The sequence below is a fragment of the Tsukamurella sputi genome, assembly GCF_007858445.1.
Lineage (GTDB): Bacteria > Actinomycetota > Actinomycetes > Mycobacteriales > Mycobacteriaceae > Tsukamurella > Tsukamurella sputi.
The window spans coordinates 182041-198567 of the sequence record NZ_VIGV01000002.1 but is presented as its reverse complement, the minus strand read 5'-3'; the positions used below and the strand labels follow the sequence as shown (position 1 = coordinate 198567).

Here is a 16527-nt window from a genome sequence, read left to right as displayed (position 1 = left end):
GCGCGCTCCACCGCCGGTACCGCTACGGCACGAACTGTTCGACGGTGCCGTCCGCGCGGATGCGGGTGATCGGAACGGGCTCGAGGCCGCGCATCGTCAGTAGCGAGTTGGCCAGCCCGACGGGGGAGACGAGATCACCCGGGGCGCCCGAGAACCCGGCGGCGGCCAACCGGTTCGGTACGGCTCCATCGGCGATGAGCGAGGTCCACACCGAGTACGGCAGCTCGAGGTACTCGAGCACGGGGAGCGTTGGGAGAACGCTCTCGAATCCGGCGACGCGGTCGGTGGTGATGGCCACCGACCGCAGCCGCGGGTGCCCACCGAGTGGGACGAGATCCACGGGCGTCGACACCGCGTTGATGTGCAGCACCTCGGTGTCGGGGGTGACGTCGGTCATCGTCTGGTCCGTGTGGTCTCCGATCCGCACGGACGTCGGCGGGGCGACGTCCCCGAAGTACGGGTCGGCATCGGGGTGATCGCCACGCAGGAGGAATTCGGTGAGGGACGGCGCGACCCATCGCGCGCCCATCGACGACTCCCTCGTCACGTGCAGGATCTGCCCGTAGGTGCCTCGCGGCCCCGGCGCGAGGTCGGCGACGTAATACCCGCCGTAGGTGTCCGCGCCGACGAGGAACCAGGCGGGCGAGTGGCCCAGGGGCTGCACCCGTTCGGTCGGGTCGGGCATCACGACCTCGGTGGCGACGTGGGGCCACGCGTAGGCGCGGGCCGGAGCCGTGCAGTAGTTGCGTTCGGGGATGCCGAGTCCGAAGATCGTCATCTCGTGCAGTTCCTCGTCCGACTCGAAATCGATCTCGTCGTACGAGATGGCGGTGCCGCCCGGCTGCAGGAGCAGGTACCCCGATCCGGCGGTCTCGTACATGGCCAGCACGTCGTCGGGAAGACGGTGGCGGACCGACCTTTGGGCCTCGGCGAGCGTTGATGGAGGTGCAGGCGGAGCGTCGGGGAGTGCGGACCGCACGATCCGCCGCACGGTGTCCGGATCGGCGTGCGATGACCGCGGCCGATCGATCGCGACGGGGCGGCGACGATAGGGCTCGGGAAGCGTGTCGGGTGCGAGAACGACGCCATCGATGTGCCCGACCGGACTCGCGCCGGCGAGTGGCGGCAGGTTCAGATCGACCAGCAGCACCTCGGCGCTTCCATCCGGCGCGATCGACGCGCGGAAGGCGATCTGGTCCTCCTCGGACAGACGCTCGACGAGCGATTCCAGGACCGTTGGACCGATGTCGGCGTGACTGATGCCCGGACCGCTGGCTCCGGTCGTGCCGTAGCTCTGTCGGCTCAGGGAGCCCAGGCTGACGGCGGTGTCCGTCGGCGGCATCCCGGCGCGGGAGGCGGCCACCGCCGCCAGACAACGGTGCCAGAGTGCGAGGTCCGTGAGGCGTTGCAAGGCCATGCGTCTTTGTACCGCAGGCACGGATGGGGTCACATCTTTTGAGGTCGCGTAGCAACACAGACCTCGGTGGTGTAGTTTTCCACCAGTAGTCACATTTGTCACGGAGGTCAAGATGCGTGTCTCTGGTTTCATCCGCTCGGTACTGTCGGCCACGGTGGCGGTCGCCGCGATCGCGACGGTGACCATCGGGACCGCGGGCGCGGCCCCGTCGACCTCCTCCCTGACGGACACGGCCATCGAACAGCAGGCGGCGGGGAACACCGCCGGCGCGCAGGCGGCCATCAACCAGATGCCGCTCGATCAGGCGCAGAAGGTGGTGGCGCTGATGACGAACGTGAACAAGGCGCTCACCTTCCCGCTCACGGACCAGGTGCCCGGGGGTGTGGCGCCCGGGACGGCGATCGTGATCCTCGGGTACGGACTCGAGGACAACGGCGCGATGCGGCCGATTCTCGTCGAGCGCCTCACCAAGGGACTCGCCGTCGCGCAGGCCTATCCGGCGTTCCCGATCGTCGTGACCGGCGGCGCGCCGAAGGCGGGCAAGACCGAGGCGGCGGCGATGAAGGAGTGGCTGCTCGCGCAGGGCGTCTCCGGCACCCGCATCTACACCGAGGAGAAGGCCGGCTCGACGCAGGGCAACGCGATCAACACCGCTGTGCTCATGCAGCAGAACGGCTTCGGCAACGGCGCGGTGCTCGTCACCTCCGCCGACCACACTCGGCGTTCGGTGGCGGACTTCCTGGTCGCGGGGATCACCCTGCAGGCCGTCGTCGCGTCCGACGCCAAGATCCAGTCGGCGCCGATGTCCGCCAGCGGCGTGGCCGCCGTGTACCGGGACGCACGAGGCGTCGCGAAGATCTAGAACTTGTCGGCGGGGTGTGCAAGGTTTAGCCCATGACCGAGTACACGGCGCCCGTCGGCGCACCCGCCTGGATCGATCTGATGAGCTCCGACGTCGATGCCGCAGTCGAGTTCTACGGCGCGGTCTTCGGCTGGGAGGCGGATCCGGCGGACCCGGAGCACGGTGGCTACCGCAACTTCCGGGTCAACGGGGATCTCGTCGCGGGCGTCATGTCGCCGCCGGACGGTGGTGACGCCCCGGGTGACGTGTGGTCGGTGTACCTGCGCACGGACGACGCCGCGGCGTCGCTCGATTCCGCTGTCGAGGCGGGCGCGTCGGTGATCGTGCCCGCGACCGCGGTGGGAGAACTCGGCAGCTTCGGCTTCTTCATCGACCCGGTCGGTGCCGCGATCGGCGTCTGGCAGCCCGGTACCCATCCCGGATTCGTCGAGCGCGGGGTCCCCGGCACCCCGTACTGGTTCGACTGCATGAGCCGCAGCTACGACGCCTCGCTCGGCTTCTACCGCAGCGTCTTCGGTTGGACCCTGCAGGAGATCGGCAGCGGCGGCAAGGAGGGCTCCTTCGGCCCGGACCGGTACAGCCAGGTGCTCGCCGGTCCTGCGGGCGCGCAGGACGGAGTCGCGGGGATCATGGACGCCGCGCCGCTGTTCGACTCGGGCGTCTTCGGTGACGGTATGCCGTCGTTCTGGCAGGTGTACCTGACGGTCGAGGACACCGCCGCTGCCGAGCAGCGCATCGTCGACGCCGGTGGCGAGATCCTGCGGTCCGCCGAGGTCACGCCCTGGGCCACGATGGGGTCGGCGAAGGATCCGGGTGGCGCGGTGTTCCTCTACGCCACTCCGCCCGAGGGGCGTTAGACGCCGGGCTTCCTTCAGGCGTTCGCAACCGTTCCGTAAGGCGGACGGGGATACGCTCCCCGCATGACCTACAACCAGGGCGGATACCCGCGACCCCAGCAGCAGCCCGGCGGCCCGGTCCCGCCCTACCAGCCCCCTCTGTCGTACGGACAGCGGCAGCCCTACGCCGGTCAGCCCGTACCCCGCCGGTTCGGCGAGCATCTCTACGGGCAGCCCGGCGCCTTCGGATCGCGGGGGCAGTTCGGACCACAGGGTGCGTTCGGCGGCGCCGGCGCGTTCGGTGGCGTGCCGGCGGGTACTCAGGGCGGGATTAGCCGGATCCTGCAGTTCGTGATCGCCGGCGCGGGCCTCCTCGCGATCATCGGCGCGTTCCTGCCATGGGCGTCGGTCTCGGCGTCGATCGGTGCGAGCAGCTTCACCAAGTCGGTCTCCGGCATCGACGGCAGCGACGGCTGGATCACCCTGTTCGTGGGGCTGATCGCGGCGGCGGTGGCGGTGGCGGCGGCGGTGCTGCCCTCGACCAGTGCTCCGCTGCGTCTGATCTCGGGCATCGTCGCCGCGATCGCGGGCCTGATCGTCGCGGGCCTCGCCGGGTACGACCTCGCGAACATCACGTCGGTGGCGTCGAAGTACTCGTCCCTCGTGAACGCCTCCACGGGGTTCGGGCTGTACCTGACCGTGTTCGCGGGCGTCCTGTTGCTCGGCCTGGGCATCACATCGACGGTGATGGCGCTGCAGAAGCGCTAGGGGCGGCGCACACTCTCCTCGACGAGGTCGAGGACGGCCTCGAGGCCCGCCGTCGGGCGGCCCGAGGCCAGGTGCGTCACCAGGCCGTCGAGGACGAGATCCAGGTAGCCGAGGATGACGTCGGTGGGGAGATCGTCGCGCAGCCGGCCGCGCTGCTTCTGCCGTTCGAGCCGGCGCAGTGTGGCCTCGGTCAGTTCGGCGCTCCGCTCGGTCCACTCCGCGCGGAAGTCGGCGTCGTTCTTGAGGCGGCGGGCGATCTCGAGCCGGGTGCCCAGCCAGTCGAAGCGCTCGGGATGGCTGAGCATGTCGCGCATGACCTGTACGAGGCCCTCCTCCGCCGCGATGTCGGCCATCCGCTCCGCGTCCTCGCGGGCCAGCGCCAGGAACAGCGCGTCCTTGTCGCGGAAGTGGTGGAAGATCGCGCCACGGGAGAGCCCGGTGGCGGCCTCAAGGCGGCGGACGGTCGCGCCGTCGTAGCCGTATTCGGCGAAGCAGGTCCGCGCGCCGTCGAGGATCTGACGGCGTCGCGCGGCGAGGTGATCGTCGCTGACCTTGGGCATGAGATCGCTCCTGATCCAACGGGAACAGTAATCGGAGGTCCGCTACGCGAACGGCGGGCCCGGCCGCTGGGGCCGGGCCCGCCGTCACGCGTGCTCGAAGACGGAGATCAGTTCTTGATCATGTTCCGCAGCACGTACTGCAGGATGCCGCCGTTGCGGTAGTAGTCGGCCTCACCGGGGGTGTCGATGCGGACGTCCGCGTCGAACTCCACCTTGGTGCCGTCCTCCTTCGTGGCGGTCACGTGCACCGTCTTCGGAGTGACGCCGTTGTTCAGCTCCGTGATGCCCGCGATGTCGAAGGTCTCGGTGCCGTCGAGGCCCAGGGTCTTCCACGACTCGCCCTTCGGGAACTGCAGCGGGACCACGCCCATGCCGATCAGGTTCGAACGGTGGATGCGCTCGAAGGACTCGACGATGACGGCCTTGACGCCCAGCAGGCTGGTGCCCTTGGCGGCCCAGTCGCGCGAGCTGCCCGAGCCGTACTCCTTGCCGCCCAGGACGACCAGCGGGGTGCCGGCGGCCTGGTAGTTCATGCAGGCGTCGTAGATGAACGACTGCGGGCCGCCCTCCTGCGTGAAGTCGCGGGTGTAGCCGCCCTGCGTGCCCTCGAGCCCGATGGTGTCGAGCACGCGGTTCTGCAGACGGATGTTCGCGAACGTGCCGCGGATCATCACCTCGTGGTTACCGCGCCGCGAACCCAGCGAGTTGTAGTCCTTGCGGGCCACACCGTGGGAGTCGAGGTACTGCGCCGCCGGGGTGCCCGGCTTGATCGGGCCGGCGGGGCTGATGTGGTCGGTGGTCACCGAGTCGCCGAGCAGCGCCATGACGCGGGCCCCGGAGATGTCGGTGACGGGAGCCGGCTCCATCGTCATGCCGTCGAAGTACGGGGCCTTGCGGACGTACGTCGAGTCCTCGTCCCACGCGAAGGTGTCGCCCTCCGGCGTGGCGAGGTTCTGCCAGCGGTGATCGCCCGCGAAGACCGTCGAGTAGGACTTGCGGAACATGTCCTGGTTGATGGCGTTCTTGATCGTGTCGTCGATCTCCTGCGCCGACGGCCAGATGTCCTTGAGGAAGACGTCGTTGCCGTCGTGGTCCTTGCCCAGCGAATCGGTCTCGAAGTCGAAGTCCATCGTGCCCGCGAGGCCGTACGCGATGACCAGCGGCGGCGAGGCCAGGTAGTTCATCTTGACGTCGGGGGAGATGCGACCCTCGAAGTTGCGGTTACCCGACAGCACGGCGGTGACGGTGAGGTCGTTGTCGTTGACGGCCTTGCTGATCTCGTCGGGCAGCGGGCCGGTGTTGCCGATGCAGGTGGTGCAGCCGTAGCCGCCCAGGTAGTAGCCGAGCTTCTCGAGGTACGGCCACAGGCCGGCCTTCTCGTAGTAGTCGGTGACGACCTGCGAGCCGGGGGCCATGTTGGTCTTGACCCAGGGCTTGGTGGTCAGGCCCTTCTCGACCGCGTTGCGGGCCAGCAGCGCAGCGCCGAGCATGACCGACGGGTTCGAGGTGTTGGTGCAGGACGTGATGCCCGCGACCGCGACGGCGCCGTGGTCGAGGATGAACTCGCCGCGCTCGCCCTTGACCCGGACGGGCTTCGACGGACGGCCCTCGGCACCGTTGGCAGCGGACTGCACGTCGACGGCACCGTCGTCCGCGAAGGACAGCGCGGCCGGGTCCGACGCGGGGAAGGACTCCTCGACGGCCTCGTCCAGCTGCGTGTGCGCGGCGGGGTGCTGCTCCTCCACGTAGTTGTGGATGTCCTTGCGGAAGGCCGTCTTCGACTCCGACAGGAGGATGCGGTCCTGCGGGCGCTTCGGGCCGGCGATCGACGGCACGACGGTGCCGAGGTCGAGCTCGAGGTACTCGGAGTACGCGGGCTCGTGCTCCGGGTCGTGCCACATGCCCTGCTCCTTGGCGTAGGCCTCGACCAGCGCGAGCTGCTGGTCGGTGCGGCCGGTCAGGCGCAGGTAGTTGATGGTCTCGCCGTCGATCGGGAAGATCGCCGCGGTGGAGCCGAACTCGGGGCTCATGTTGCCCAGGGTGGCGCGGTTGGCCAGCGGCACCTCGGCGACGCCCTTGCCGTAGAACTCGACGAACTTGCCGACGACGCCGTGCTGACGCAGCATGTCGGTCACGGTGAGCACCACGTCGGTGGCGGTGACGCCCGGCTGGATCTCACCGGTGAGCTTGAAGCCGACGACGCGCGGGATGAGCATGGAGACCGGCTGGCCGAGCATGGCCGCCTCGGCCTCGATGCCGCCGACGCCCCAGCCCAGGACGCCCAGGCCGTTCTCCATCGTGGTGTGCGAGTCGGTGCCGACGCAGGTGTCCGGGTACGCCTGGCCGTTGCGGGTCATGACGACCGGGGCGAGGTACTCGATGTTGACCTGGTGGACGATGCCCATGCCCGGGGGGACGACCTTGAAGTCGTCGAAGGCGCCCTGGCCCCAGCGCAGGAACTGGTAGCGCTCGCCGTTGCGCTCGTACTCGAGGTCGACGTTGCGCTCGAGGGCGTCGGCGGTGCCGAAGACATCGAGGATGACCGAGTGGTCGATGACCATGTCGGCGGGGGAGAGCGGGTTGACCTTGTTGGGGTCACCGCCCAGGGCCGTGACGGCCTCGCGCATGGTGGCGAGGTCCACGATGCAGGGCACACCGGTGAAGTCCTGCATGATCACGCGCGCCGGCGTGAACTGGATCTCGACGCTCGGCTCGGCCGAGGGATCCCAGTTCGCCAGGGCGTTGATGTGATCGGTGGTGATGTTCGCGCCGTCCTCGGTCCGCAGCAGGTTCTCTGCGAGGACCTTCAAGGCGTAGGGCAGCTTCTCGGTGCCGGGCACGGCGCTGAGGCGGAAGATCTCGTATGACTGATCGCCCACCTCGAGCGTGCCGCGCGACGAGAAGGAATCGATGCTCTTGCTCACGTCAGCTCCACTCAACGTTTGTGGTGTGCACCGACGGGCTGTGTCGGCGCATGAAGTCCATAATACAGTACGCTTGTCCTGTGAGAGTCCACTGGGCTGAAACTCGTCGGACGCAGCTCATTGTGCCTCGTTACCGGGCGGTCCGCGGGCGTGTCGTACTGTGAGGCTCATGGGTTCTCTGCCTGGTGCGCTGCCGATTCTCACCGAAGTTCCGAAGGACGTGGATCTGTCCGCGCTGCAGGCGGACCTCGCGCGGGACGGCGTCGCCGTGCTCAACCCGGCCTACCAGGACTCCGTGCCCCAGCTGGTGCGCGTCGTCAGTGAGGCGCGGGCGAAGGGCATCGAGAACTTCCAGGTGATCGTCCTCGCGCACGATTACAACCCGGACACGTCGCTCCGGGATCTCGGTACCGAGCTCGGTAGGCGGACGCACGCCGATGCGGACCACCCGTTGACGGTGCTCGTGATGTCGCCGACCCAGGTGGCCGGCTACTCGACGCAACTCTCGCGCTACCAGATCGAGAAGGGGCAGGACGGCTACAACGGTCGGCTCGCGCTGAACAACCCGCCGAAGGCGGCCGAGGACTTCGCCGACGTCGCGCACGACGCGACCTTCCCGTGGACCGGGTTCACGGTCGCCCTCGTGCTCTTCGTCGCCGCGCTCGCCGGAATCGCGCGCGTGGTGACCCGGCGGCGCAGCCGCGAGGTCGACGCTGCCCGTCGGGCCGGCGCGGCCGGTGCCGCGGCGGCGACGTCGTCCGAAGAGAATGGCGCTTCCGCTGTTCGATCGAACGAATAGCGCACATTCATTCGAAATTCCAGCTGTGTGATTCACTCGCGCTGTCCGAATCGAAAGCCATTCCCAGCTTCGTGATCGCAGCAGATCAGCCGTGCTTTCCGGAAACTCACACGTGTGTAGTTTGTGATTCGTGTTTTCTATTGTTGTGAAAGTGCCGTACGGTACGAGTGAAGCCAATGTTGTGCGTGTGGCCCATGCGTACACATCGGGTATGAACGAGTCTTGAGTTGAGGGAGACACCTTGAGGCGTACGGCACACCCCGCCACGAATCTCGCTGCGCGGTCGCTGCTCGCGGCGGTCGCCACCGGCTCGCTGGTCGCCGGATCCGTCGCTGCGACGGGGCCGGTCTTCGCTGAGCCCAACGGCACCGACGCCAACCCCGCGAACGTGGTCGCCGCGCTCGTCGACCGCATCGCGCAGGCGGATCAGCGCATCGCTGATCTTCGCGGAGACGTCGCGTCGAAGCGCCAGTCGGTCAACCGCGCAGTGGTCGACCTGCAGTCCGCACGTGACGCCGCGACCGCCGCCAACGGCGCGATCAAGGTCTCGGAGACCGCCGTCGCCGAGTCCGACGCCAAGATCAAGACGGCGCAGGATTCCTTCGACACCGTGGTGCGCGCCGCGTACGCGCAGGGCAACAGCGCCGGGGCGCTGGTCAACACCCTGGGCGGCAACGATCCCGGCGAGGCCGTCGATCGAGCTTCGACGCTGCGCATCGTCGCCGACAAGCAGCGCGTGGCGCTCGGGAACCTCCAGGCCGCGAAGTCGCGTGCAGAGGCCTCGCGGACGGCCGCACGGGCGGCGAAGGTCCAGGCGGACGCAGCGACCGCCGCCGCGGCCGAACGCAAGAAGTCGGCCGAGGACTCGATCACCACGACGGTCGCCACGCTCTCCACGCAGGAGCAGGAGCAGACCAAGCTCAGCGCCCAGCGCGAGCTCGCGCAGCGGGCCCTGGACGAGGCCAAGCGCGCCGACGACCGCGCCGTCCAGCAGAAGATCTACGCGCAGTACGTCGTCGACGAACAGCAGACCCAGCAGGTCGCGGCGCCCGCCGCTCCGGCGGCCCCGGCCGCGGCTGCAGCCCCCGCTGCACAGGCGGGTACCACCGACTCCGCGGATCCTCTCGCCGCGGCACGCAACTTCGCCCAGAGCATCGTCGGCCAGGCGTCGTCGCTGTTCACGAATCCGTTCGCCGCGGTGACGGGCCAGGCGGCGCCCGCCGCTGCCGCTCCGGCTGCGCAGGCCGCCACCAGCGCTGCGGGTATGAGCGGCGCGCAGATGATCGAGACCGTGATCCAGCGCGGTATGTCGGTCATCGGCGTCCAGTACGCCTGGGGCGGCGGCAACGCCTGGGGCGCGACGAAGGGCGTCCGCGACGGCGGTGTCGCCGACAGCTACGGCGACTTCAACAGGATCGGCTTCGACTGCTCGGGCCTGATGGCCTACATGTACGCCGCCGTCGGCATCGCGCTGCCCAAGTACTCGGGGTACCAGTACACGACCGGTAACAAGGTGCCGATCAGCCAGCTCAAGCGCGGCGACATGGTCTTCCGTGGTCCGGGAGGCACCCAGCACGTGGCCATGTACCTGGGCAACAACCAGATCCTCGAGTCCCCGCAGTCGGGTGGCGCCGTGCGGATCGCTCCCTTCGACGCCTCGACCTTCCTGTCGCAGGGCGTCCGCGTCATCAACAGCTGACCGTCGAGGATTCAGTACGCTCGTGGGAACGGGTCCTCGTGGGCCGGGGGAACGACGACGAAGGGGACTTTGCGTGACGCACTCACAGGGGCCGGAGATCGCCTCCAGCGATGAGGTCAAACTGCTGGAGCGGGCGGTCTACGAGGTCAAGCGCGTGATCGTGGGCCAGGACCAGCTCGTCGAGCGGATCCTGGTGGGCATGCTGGCCAAGGGGCACGTGCTCCTCGAGGGCGTGCCGGGCGTCGCGAAGACCCTGGCGGTCGAGACCTTCGCCACCGTGGTGGGCGGCTCCTTCTCCCGCATCCAGTTCACGCCCGACCTGGTGCCGTCCGACCTCATCGGTACGCGCATCTACCGCCAGGGCAAGGAGCAGTTCGACACGGAGCTCGGCCCCGTCTCCGCCAACTTCCTGCTCGCGGACGAGATCAACCGCGCGCCCGCCAAGGTGCAGTCGGCGTTGCTCGAGGTCATGGCCGAGCGCAAGGTCTCCATCGGCGGCCAGACCTATCCGATGCCGGATCCGTTCCTCGTGCTCGCGACGCAGAACCCCATCGAGAACGAGGGCGTGTACCCGCTCCCCGAGGCGCAGCGCGACCGTTTCCTGTTCAAGGTCGTCGTCGGCTACCCGTCCATCGAGGAGGAGCGCGAGATCGTCTACCGCATGGGCACCGTGCCGCCCGTGCCCTCCCAGGTGCTCGACCCGGCGTCCGTGCAGCGGCTGCAGAAGGCTGCGAGCGAGGTCTTCGTGCACCACGCTCTCGTCGACTACGTCGTCCGCGTGATCGCCGCGACGCGCACCCCGCGTGAGTTCGGCCTCGACGACGTGGCCTCCTGGATCACCTACGGCGCCTCGCCCCGCGCGACGCTCGGCATCGTCGCCGCGGCCCGTGCCCTGGCGCTGCTGCGCGGCCGCGATTACGTCGTCCCGCAGGACGTGGTGGAGATCATCCCGGACGTGCTGCGGCACCGTCTGGTCATGAGCTACGACGCCCTCGCCGACGAGGTGACCGCCGACCAGGCGATCAACCGGGTGCTGCAGACCGTCGCGCTGCCGCAGGTCGTCGGGCAGCCCGTGCCGCAGCAGGCTCCGCCCGCCCCGCAGCAGCAGTTCGCGCCCGCGCACCAGCCGCAGGGCTGACGATGCCCGCGACACCCCCCGTCCGGCCGCCGGGTTCCGCCGCGCCGCACACCCCGCTGCCGAGCTTCGCCGGCGGTGAGGTCGACGAGGCCCGGATGCAGGCGTCGTTGAAGATGCTGGAACTGCTCGTCCGGCGTCGTCTCGACGGCGTGCTCAAGGGTGACCACCAGGGACTCCTGCCCGGCCCGGGGTCGGAGCCGGGGGAGTCGCGGCCCTACACGCCCGGCGACGACGTGCGCCTCATGGACTGGTCCGTCACCGCGCGCACCACGCACCCGCATGTGCGGCAGATGATCGCCGATCGCGAGCTGCAGACCTGGATCGTCGTCGACCTGTCGGCGTCGATGGACTTCGGCTCCACGGGCGGGACGAAGCGCGACCTCGCCGTCGCGGCGTCCGCCGCAGTGGTGCACCTGGTGAGCGGCGCCGCGAACCGCGTCGGCTGCCTCGTCACCAACGGTGCGCAGCTGGTTCGCGTGCAGCCCAAGTCCGGGCGTGCGCAGCGTCAGAAGGTGCTCCGGGCGATCGCCTCGGCTCCCCGGGCGGTCGAGGGCACGCGCGGCGACATCCGCGTCGCCCTGGACGCCCTGCGCCGGCCCGAGCAGCCGCGCGGTCTCGTCGTGGTGATCAGCGACTTCCTCGGCGACATCGACTACGTCCGCGAGCTGCGCGGGCTGGCCGCGCGGCACGAGGTGCTCGCCGTCGAGGTGCTCGATCCACGCGATGTGGAACTGCCGGCCGTCGGCGAGATCGCCCTGCGCGACGCGGAGTCCGGTGCCGTGCGCGAACTGACCGTGACCCCCGAGCTGCAGCAGCGGTTCGCCGCCGCGGCGCAGGAGCACCGCAAGCAGGTGGCCCGCACGCTGCGCGGGGTGGGTGCGCCCGTCCTCGAGCTGCGCACCGACCGCGACTGGCTCGCAGACATCGTGCGCTTCGTGGCCGCACGTCGACGTGGATTGGCTGGTGCTTCCTGACATGGGCGGATTGACCTCGCTCGCCACCCCGGTCTGGTTGCTCGGCATCCTCGTGGTGCTCGCGATCCTCGCCGGGTACGTCTACAACGAGAAGCGGCGTAGCAAGCGGGCGTTGAAGTTCGCCAACATGTCGGTACTGGACTCGGTGGCGCCTCCGGGACGCAATCGGTTCCGGCACGTCCCCATCGCGCTGCTCAGCATCGGTCTCATCGTGCTCATGGTCGCGCTGTCCGGGCCGCAGGCCATGCGCAAGGTGCCCCGCAGCCGGGCCACCGTCGTATTGGTGATCGATGTGTCGAAGTCGATGGAGGCGACCGACGTCTCGCCGAACCGGCTCGACGCGGCGAAGGTCGCCGCGAAGAAGTTCGTCTCGGAGCTGCCGCAAGGAATGAACCTCGGCATCGTCTCCTTCGCCGGCACCGCGCAGCTGCTGGTCTCACCCACGCCGGACCGCTCCCTCGCGACCAACGCGATCGACCATCTCGACCTCGCCCAGCGCACCGCCACCGGTGAGGGCATCTACGCCGCGATCCAGTCCATCAAGAACATCCGGGACGTGCTCGGCGGTAAGGACAACGCACCGCCGGCGCGGATCATCCTCGAGTCCGACGGCAAGCAGACGGTTCCCGTCGATCTGGACGACCCGCGCGGCGGTTTCACCGCGGCGCGCAAGGCGAAGGAGGAGGGGATACCCATCTCCAGCATCTCCTTCGGCACGCCCAACGGCACCGTCAACATCGAGGGGCAGAACATCCCGGTCCCCGTCGACGACGCCTCGCTGAAGAAGATCGCCGACCTCTCGGGCGGTCAGTTCTTCTCCGCGTCCTCACTCAGCGACCTCAACCAGGCGTACGGCACGCTGCGCGACGAGATCGGCTGGGAGATGCAGAAGGGCGACAACTCCCGGATCTGGGTGCTGTGGGGCACCGCATTGCTCGTCCTCGGCGCCGCCGGCGCGGTCGCTTTCAACCGGCGCCTGCCGTGATCGGGGCTGGATCGCCGGGCGGTCCGACGACTCGCGAGGGCCGAGATTTCCCCGCCCGCGAGCGCGATTGATAAGTTGGCACCCATGTCGACTTCTGAATTCACGCCCCGGTCCGTCCTCGTCACGGGCGGCAACCGCGGCATCGGCCTCGCCATCGCGCAGCGCCTGGCCGCCGACGGCCACAAGGTGGCCGTCACCCACCGCGGTTCGGGCGCGCCCGAGGGCCTGTTCGGCGTGCAGTGCGATGTCACCGACAACGACTCCGTCGAGGCCGCGTTCAAGGCCGTCGCCGAGCACCAGGGACCCGTCGAGGTGGTCGTCTCCAACGCAGGCATCACCGAGGACACGCTGGTCATGCGCATGAGCGTCGAGAGCTTCGAGAAGGTGATCAACGCCAACCTCACCGGTGCCTTCCGCGTGACCAAGGCCGCGACGCGCGACATGCTCAAGAACCGGTGGGGCCGGTTCATCTACCTCGGCTCGGTCGTCGGCCTGGCCGGCACCGGCGGGCAGGCCAACTACGCCTCGTCCAAGGCCGGCGTCGTCGGTCTCGCCCGCTCCGTCACCCGCGAGATGGCCTCGCGCAACATCACGGCCAACGTCATCGCGCCGGGCCTGATCGATACCGACATGACCCGCGAGCTCCCCGCCGACATGACCGAGCCGCTGATCAAGCAGGGCATCCCCGCCAAGCGGATCGGCCAGCCCGAGGAGGTCGCCGCGGTGGTCTCGTTCCTCGCCTCCGACGACTCCGCCTACGTCACCGGCAACGTCATCAACGTCGACGGCGGCCTCGGCATGGGCCACTAGGCCCCGCTCGACACGACCGGCGGCGCACCGTCGAACCAGCCCGCAGCACCGAAGAACCGAAGGAGGCACGTCCGTGACCGGACTGCTCGAAGGCAAGACCATCCTCATCACCGGCATCATCACCGATGCCTCCATCGCCTTCTCGGCCGCCAAGGTGGCCCAGGAGCAGGGCGCCAAGGTGATCATCACCGGCATCCCGGACCGGCTCCGCCTGATCGACCGCATCGCCAAGCGCCTGCCGCAGGAGGTGCCGCCCGCGATCCCGCTCGACGTCACCGACGAGGAGTACCTCGGCGTTCTGGCCGACAAGATCCGTGAGGTCGCCCCCGAGGGCATCGACGGCGTGCTGCACTCGATCGCCTTCGCTCCCCGCACCCTGATGGGCCCGGACGCTCTGCCCTTCCTCGAGGGCCCCGGCCCCGACGTGGCGAAGTCCTTCGAGATCTCCGCGTGGAGCTACGCCTCGCTCGCGCGCGCCGTGCTCCCCGTCATGAACGAGGGCGGCTCCATCGTGGGCATGGACTTCGATCCCCGCACCGCGCTGCCGGACTACAACTGGATGGGCGTGCAGAAGGCCGCCCTCGAATCGGTGAACCGCTACGTCGCCCGCGAGGTCGGCTACGCCAAGAAGATCCGTTCCAACCTGGTGGCCGCCGGCCCGATCAAGACCCTGGCCGCCAAGGCGATCTCGGGCACGGCGACCGACGACGCCCGCAAGCTCAACATGCTCAACACCTACTGGGACGGCGCCTCGCCCATCGGCTGGAACGTCGATGACCCGGAGGTCGTGGGCAAGAGCGTCTGCGCGCTGCTCTCCGACTGGCTGCCCGGCACCACCGGTTCCATCGTCTACGTCGACGGCGGAGCCAGCCACAACACCTGGTTCCCCGAGGAAATGATCAACGCGCAGTCGTGACGTACGACGCGCTGCTGGTGCTCTCCTTTGGAGGGCCCGAGCACCCCGACCACGTGCGGCCCTTCCTCGAGAACGTCGTGCGTGGCCGGGGAGTACCCGCTGAGCGGCTGGACGCCGTCGAACAGCACTACCTGCGGTTCGGCGGCGTCTCGCCGATCAACGCGCAGAACCGGGCGCTGATCGCGGACGTCGAGGCCGAGTTCGGTCGACGCGGCCGCGAGATACCGGTGTACTTCGGTAACCGGAACTGGCACCCCATGGTCGAGGACACGGTTCAGCGCATGAAGGACGACGGTGTGCGCAACGCGCTGGTCTTCGCCACCTCGGCCTGGGGCGGCTTCTCCGGCTGCCGGCAGTACGACGAGGACATCGCCCGCGCCCTCGCCGCCGTCGGCCCCGGTGCGCCGCGGCTGACGAAGCTGCCGCAGTTCTCCGAGCACGAGCTCTTCCTCGCGTCCTTCGCCGACGCCGCCGAGGCGGCCCTGGCGACGGTGCCCGCGGACTCGCGGCTCGTCTTCACCGCGCACTCGATCCCCGACGCGGCGGACATCGCCGCCGGCCCGCCCGGCGTCGAGCGGCTCTACTCCCGGCAGGTCCACGATGCCGCCGCGAACGTCGCGGCCCGCCTGGGCGCCGACTTCGACGTGGTCTGGCAGTCCCGCTCGGGGCCGCCGCAGGTGCCCTGGCTCGAGCCGGACATCTGCGATCACATCCAAGCACTGTGGGATCGGCGGATCCCCGGCGTCGCCGTCGTGCCGATCGGCTTCGTCTCCGATCACCTCGAGGTCATCTGGGACCTCGACACCGAGGCCAAGGACCTGGCGGGGGAGCTGGGCATGCCCTTCGCCCGCGCCGCCACGCCGATCGGCGACCCCCGGTTCACGGCGATGGTCGCCGACCTCGTCGACGACGCGGACGCCGGGCGCTCGTCCGGGTTGGGCGTCAGCGTCGACGGTGCCGCGTGCGTCGAGGGCTGCTGCCCCGCGGTACGGCGCCCGGCCCGCGTCTGAGCGGCGTCGATCAGCTGCGCAACTCGTCGCGGCACACGGCGTTGACCGCCGCCACCCGCGCGGCGCGGACGGTGCGCCAGAGGTCGCGGTAGGCCGCGTCGCCGCCCTGCGCCGAGGCGAGCGTGAGCCCGGCGTAGGGCGCCTGTGCGCCCGCGACCAGCAGGATCGCCTCGACCATCCCGGCGCTGTCCAGGACACGGTGCGCCCGCTCGGTGGCGCTGAGCGGCAGGCGGTGGGCGCCCAGGTACCGGGTCAGTTCCATGACGAGCCGGCGTGGATCGTCGGTCGCGTCCGGCGCGGGCGGCAGGCCCGCGAGCGCCGACGGTGCCTCGCGGACCGCACCGCGCAGCTCCTGTTCGGCGCCGCCGAGCGGCAGCGGATCGGGGTCGACCAGCGCCGGCTCGTGGAGGAAGGCCTGCCAGCGCATGACGTCCGCGGCCTCGGGCGTGGGTACGAGGGCGATGGTCGACGAGTCGCCGTCGAACAGGACGACCTCGCCGCGCGCCATCGCGGCCTGTTCGAGATCGGTCCCGGCGGGGAGCCCGCGGGCGTCGCCGGGCGCGGGGAGCAGCAGCCGGACGGTGTGCGGCGCGAGCGTCCGGATCTCCGCGAGCAGGTCGGGGAGGTCACCGTCGACCACGGACTGCACGGGCGCCCATTCGGCGAGTGCGGCGAGCAACTCGTCCGTGCCGGCGGAACCGGCGAGCCAGGCGGCCGACCACACGGCGAAGCCCTGGGCGGGCCCGGCCGTGGCGCGGCGTGCGAGTGTTGCGACGGTACTCATGACCCGACCAGGATACGCGTCCGCTCCGGCCAGATTTCTGAAACA

General features: G+C 69.6%; 15 protein-coding genes. 11 read left to right on the top strand and 4 right to left on the bottom strand.

What is annotated here, in order from left to right; all coding sequences use genetic code 11:
- Nucleotides 1–22: 22 nt before the first annotated feature.
- Complete coding sequence (locus FK268_RS06200) at nt 23–1417, bottom strand: SMI1/KNR4 family protein (RefSeq protein ID WP_158636059.1); 1395 nt, start codon at nt 1415–1417, stop codon at nt 23–25.
- Nucleotides 1418–1529: 112 nt separating this feature from the next.
- Here FK268_RS06200 and FK268_RS06195 point away from each other — a divergent pair, with 112 nt between their 5' ends.
- The 3 genes from FK268_RS06195 (at nt 1530) to FK268_RS06185 (ending at nt 3883) form a co-directional block, all read left to right on the top strand.
- A complete protein-coding gene (locus tag FK268_RS06195) occupies nt 1530–2279 on the top strand; it encodes a YdcF family protein (RefSeq protein WP_146432287.1) in 750 nt (249 codons plus the stop codon).
- Between the two features lie 32 nt (nt 2280–2311).
- Nucleotides 2312–3136, top strand: coding sequence for a VOC family protein (locus FK268_RS06190; protein WP_146432285.1), 825 nt, complete (start codon nt 2312–2314; stop codon nt 3134–3136).
- A gap of 63 nt (nt 3137–3199) precedes the next feature.
- A complete protein-coding gene (locus FK268_RS06185; protein WP_146432283.1) occupies nt 3200–3883 on the top strand; it encodes a hypothetical protein in 684 nt (227 codons plus the stop codon).
- Here FK268_RS06185 and FK268_RS06180 read toward each other — a convergent pair.
- Together FK268_RS06180 and acnA are read right to left on the bottom strand one after the other, a co-directional pair.
- Nucleotides 3880–4443 carry a TetR/AcrR family transcriptional regulator gene (locus FK268_RS06180; protein ID WP_146432281.1) on the bottom strand — a complete coding sequence of 188 codons (564 nt, stop codon included), beginning with the start codon at nt 4441–4443 and terminating at the stop codon, nt 3880–3882. The two genes, FK268_RS06185 and FK268_RS06180, sit on opposite strands and share 4 nt — an antisense overlap.
- A gap of 107 nt (nt 4444–4550) precedes the next feature.
- Nucleotides 4551–7367 (bottom strand): aconitate hydratase AcnA, encoded by a 2817-nt coding sequence (acnA, locus tag FK268_RS06175; protein ID WP_146432279.1) that lies wholly within the window; start codon nt 7365–7367, stop codon nt 4551–4553.
- A gap of 169 nt (nt 7368–7536) precedes the next feature.
- Here acnA and FK268_RS06170 point away from each other — a divergent pair, with 169 nt between their 5' ends.
- The 8 genes from FK268_RS06170 to FK268_RS06135 all read left to right on the top strand — a co-directional run bounded on the left by FK268_RS06170 (nt 7537) and on the right by FK268_RS06135 (nt 15698).
- Entirely contained in the window at nt 7537–8166 is a 630-nt protein-coding gene (locus tag FK268_RS06170) for an Rv1476 family membrane protein (protein WP_146432277.1), read from the top strand.
- A 241-nt stretch (nt 8167–8407) separates the two neighbouring features.
- On the top strand, nt 8408–9865 hold the full coding sequence (locus tag FK268_RS06165; RefSeq protein ID WP_146432275.1) for a C40 family peptidase: 1458 nt from the start codon (nt 8408–8410) through the stop codon (nt 9863–9865).
- 73 nt (nt 9866–9938) lie between these two features.
- Nucleotides 9939–11003 carry an AAA family ATPase gene (locus FK268_RS06160; protein ID WP_146432273.1) on the top strand — a complete coding sequence of 355 codons (1065 nt, stop codon included), beginning with the start codon at nt 9939–9941 and terminating at the stop codon, nt 11001–11003.
- Between the two features lie 2 nt (nt 11004–11005).
- Nucleotides 11006–11977, top strand: a complete 972-nt coding sequence (locus tag FK268_RS06155; protein WP_146432271.1) for a DUF58 domain-containing protein — start codon at nt 11006–11008, stop codon at nt 11975–11977.
- A 1-nt stretch (nt 11978) separates the two neighbouring features.
- On the top strand, nt 11979–12962 hold the full coding sequence (locus FK268_RS06150) for a VWA domain-containing protein (RefSeq protein WP_146433392.1): 984 nt from the start codon (nt 11979–11981) through the stop codon (nt 12960–12962).
- 84 nt (nt 12963–13046) lie between these two features.
- Nucleotides 13047–13772 carry a 3-oxoacyl-ACP reductase FabG1 gene (fabG1, locus tag FK268_RS06145; protein WP_146432269.1) on the top strand — a complete coding sequence of 242 codons (726 nt, stop codon included), beginning with the start codon at nt 13047–13049 and terminating at the stop codon, nt 13770–13772.
- Nucleotides 13773–13845: 73 nt separating this feature from the next.
- A complete protein-coding gene (inhA, locus tag FK268_RS06140; RefSeq protein WP_146432267.1) occupies nt 13846–14688 on the top strand; it encodes an NADH-dependent enoyl-ACP reductase InhA in 843 nt (280 codons plus the stop codon).
- Nucleotides 14685–15698, top strand: a complete 1014-nt coding sequence (locus tag FK268_RS06135) for a ferrochelatase (protein WP_146432265.1) — start codon at nt 14685–14687, stop codon at nt 15696–15698. The genes inhA and FK268_RS06135 overlap by 4 nt, the downstream gene beginning before the upstream one ends.
- A 10-nt stretch (nt 15699–15708) precedes the next feature.
- Here FK268_RS06135 and FK268_RS06130 read toward each other — a convergent pair whose 3' ends face one another.
- The gene (locus FK268_RS06130) at nt 15709–16482 is read right to left on the bottom strand and encodes an Rv1486c family protein (protein ID WP_146432263.1); all 774 of its coding nucleotides are present in this window, start codon (nt 16480–16482) and stop codon (nt 15709–15711) included.
- Nucleotides 16483–16527: the final 45 nt, after the last annotated feature.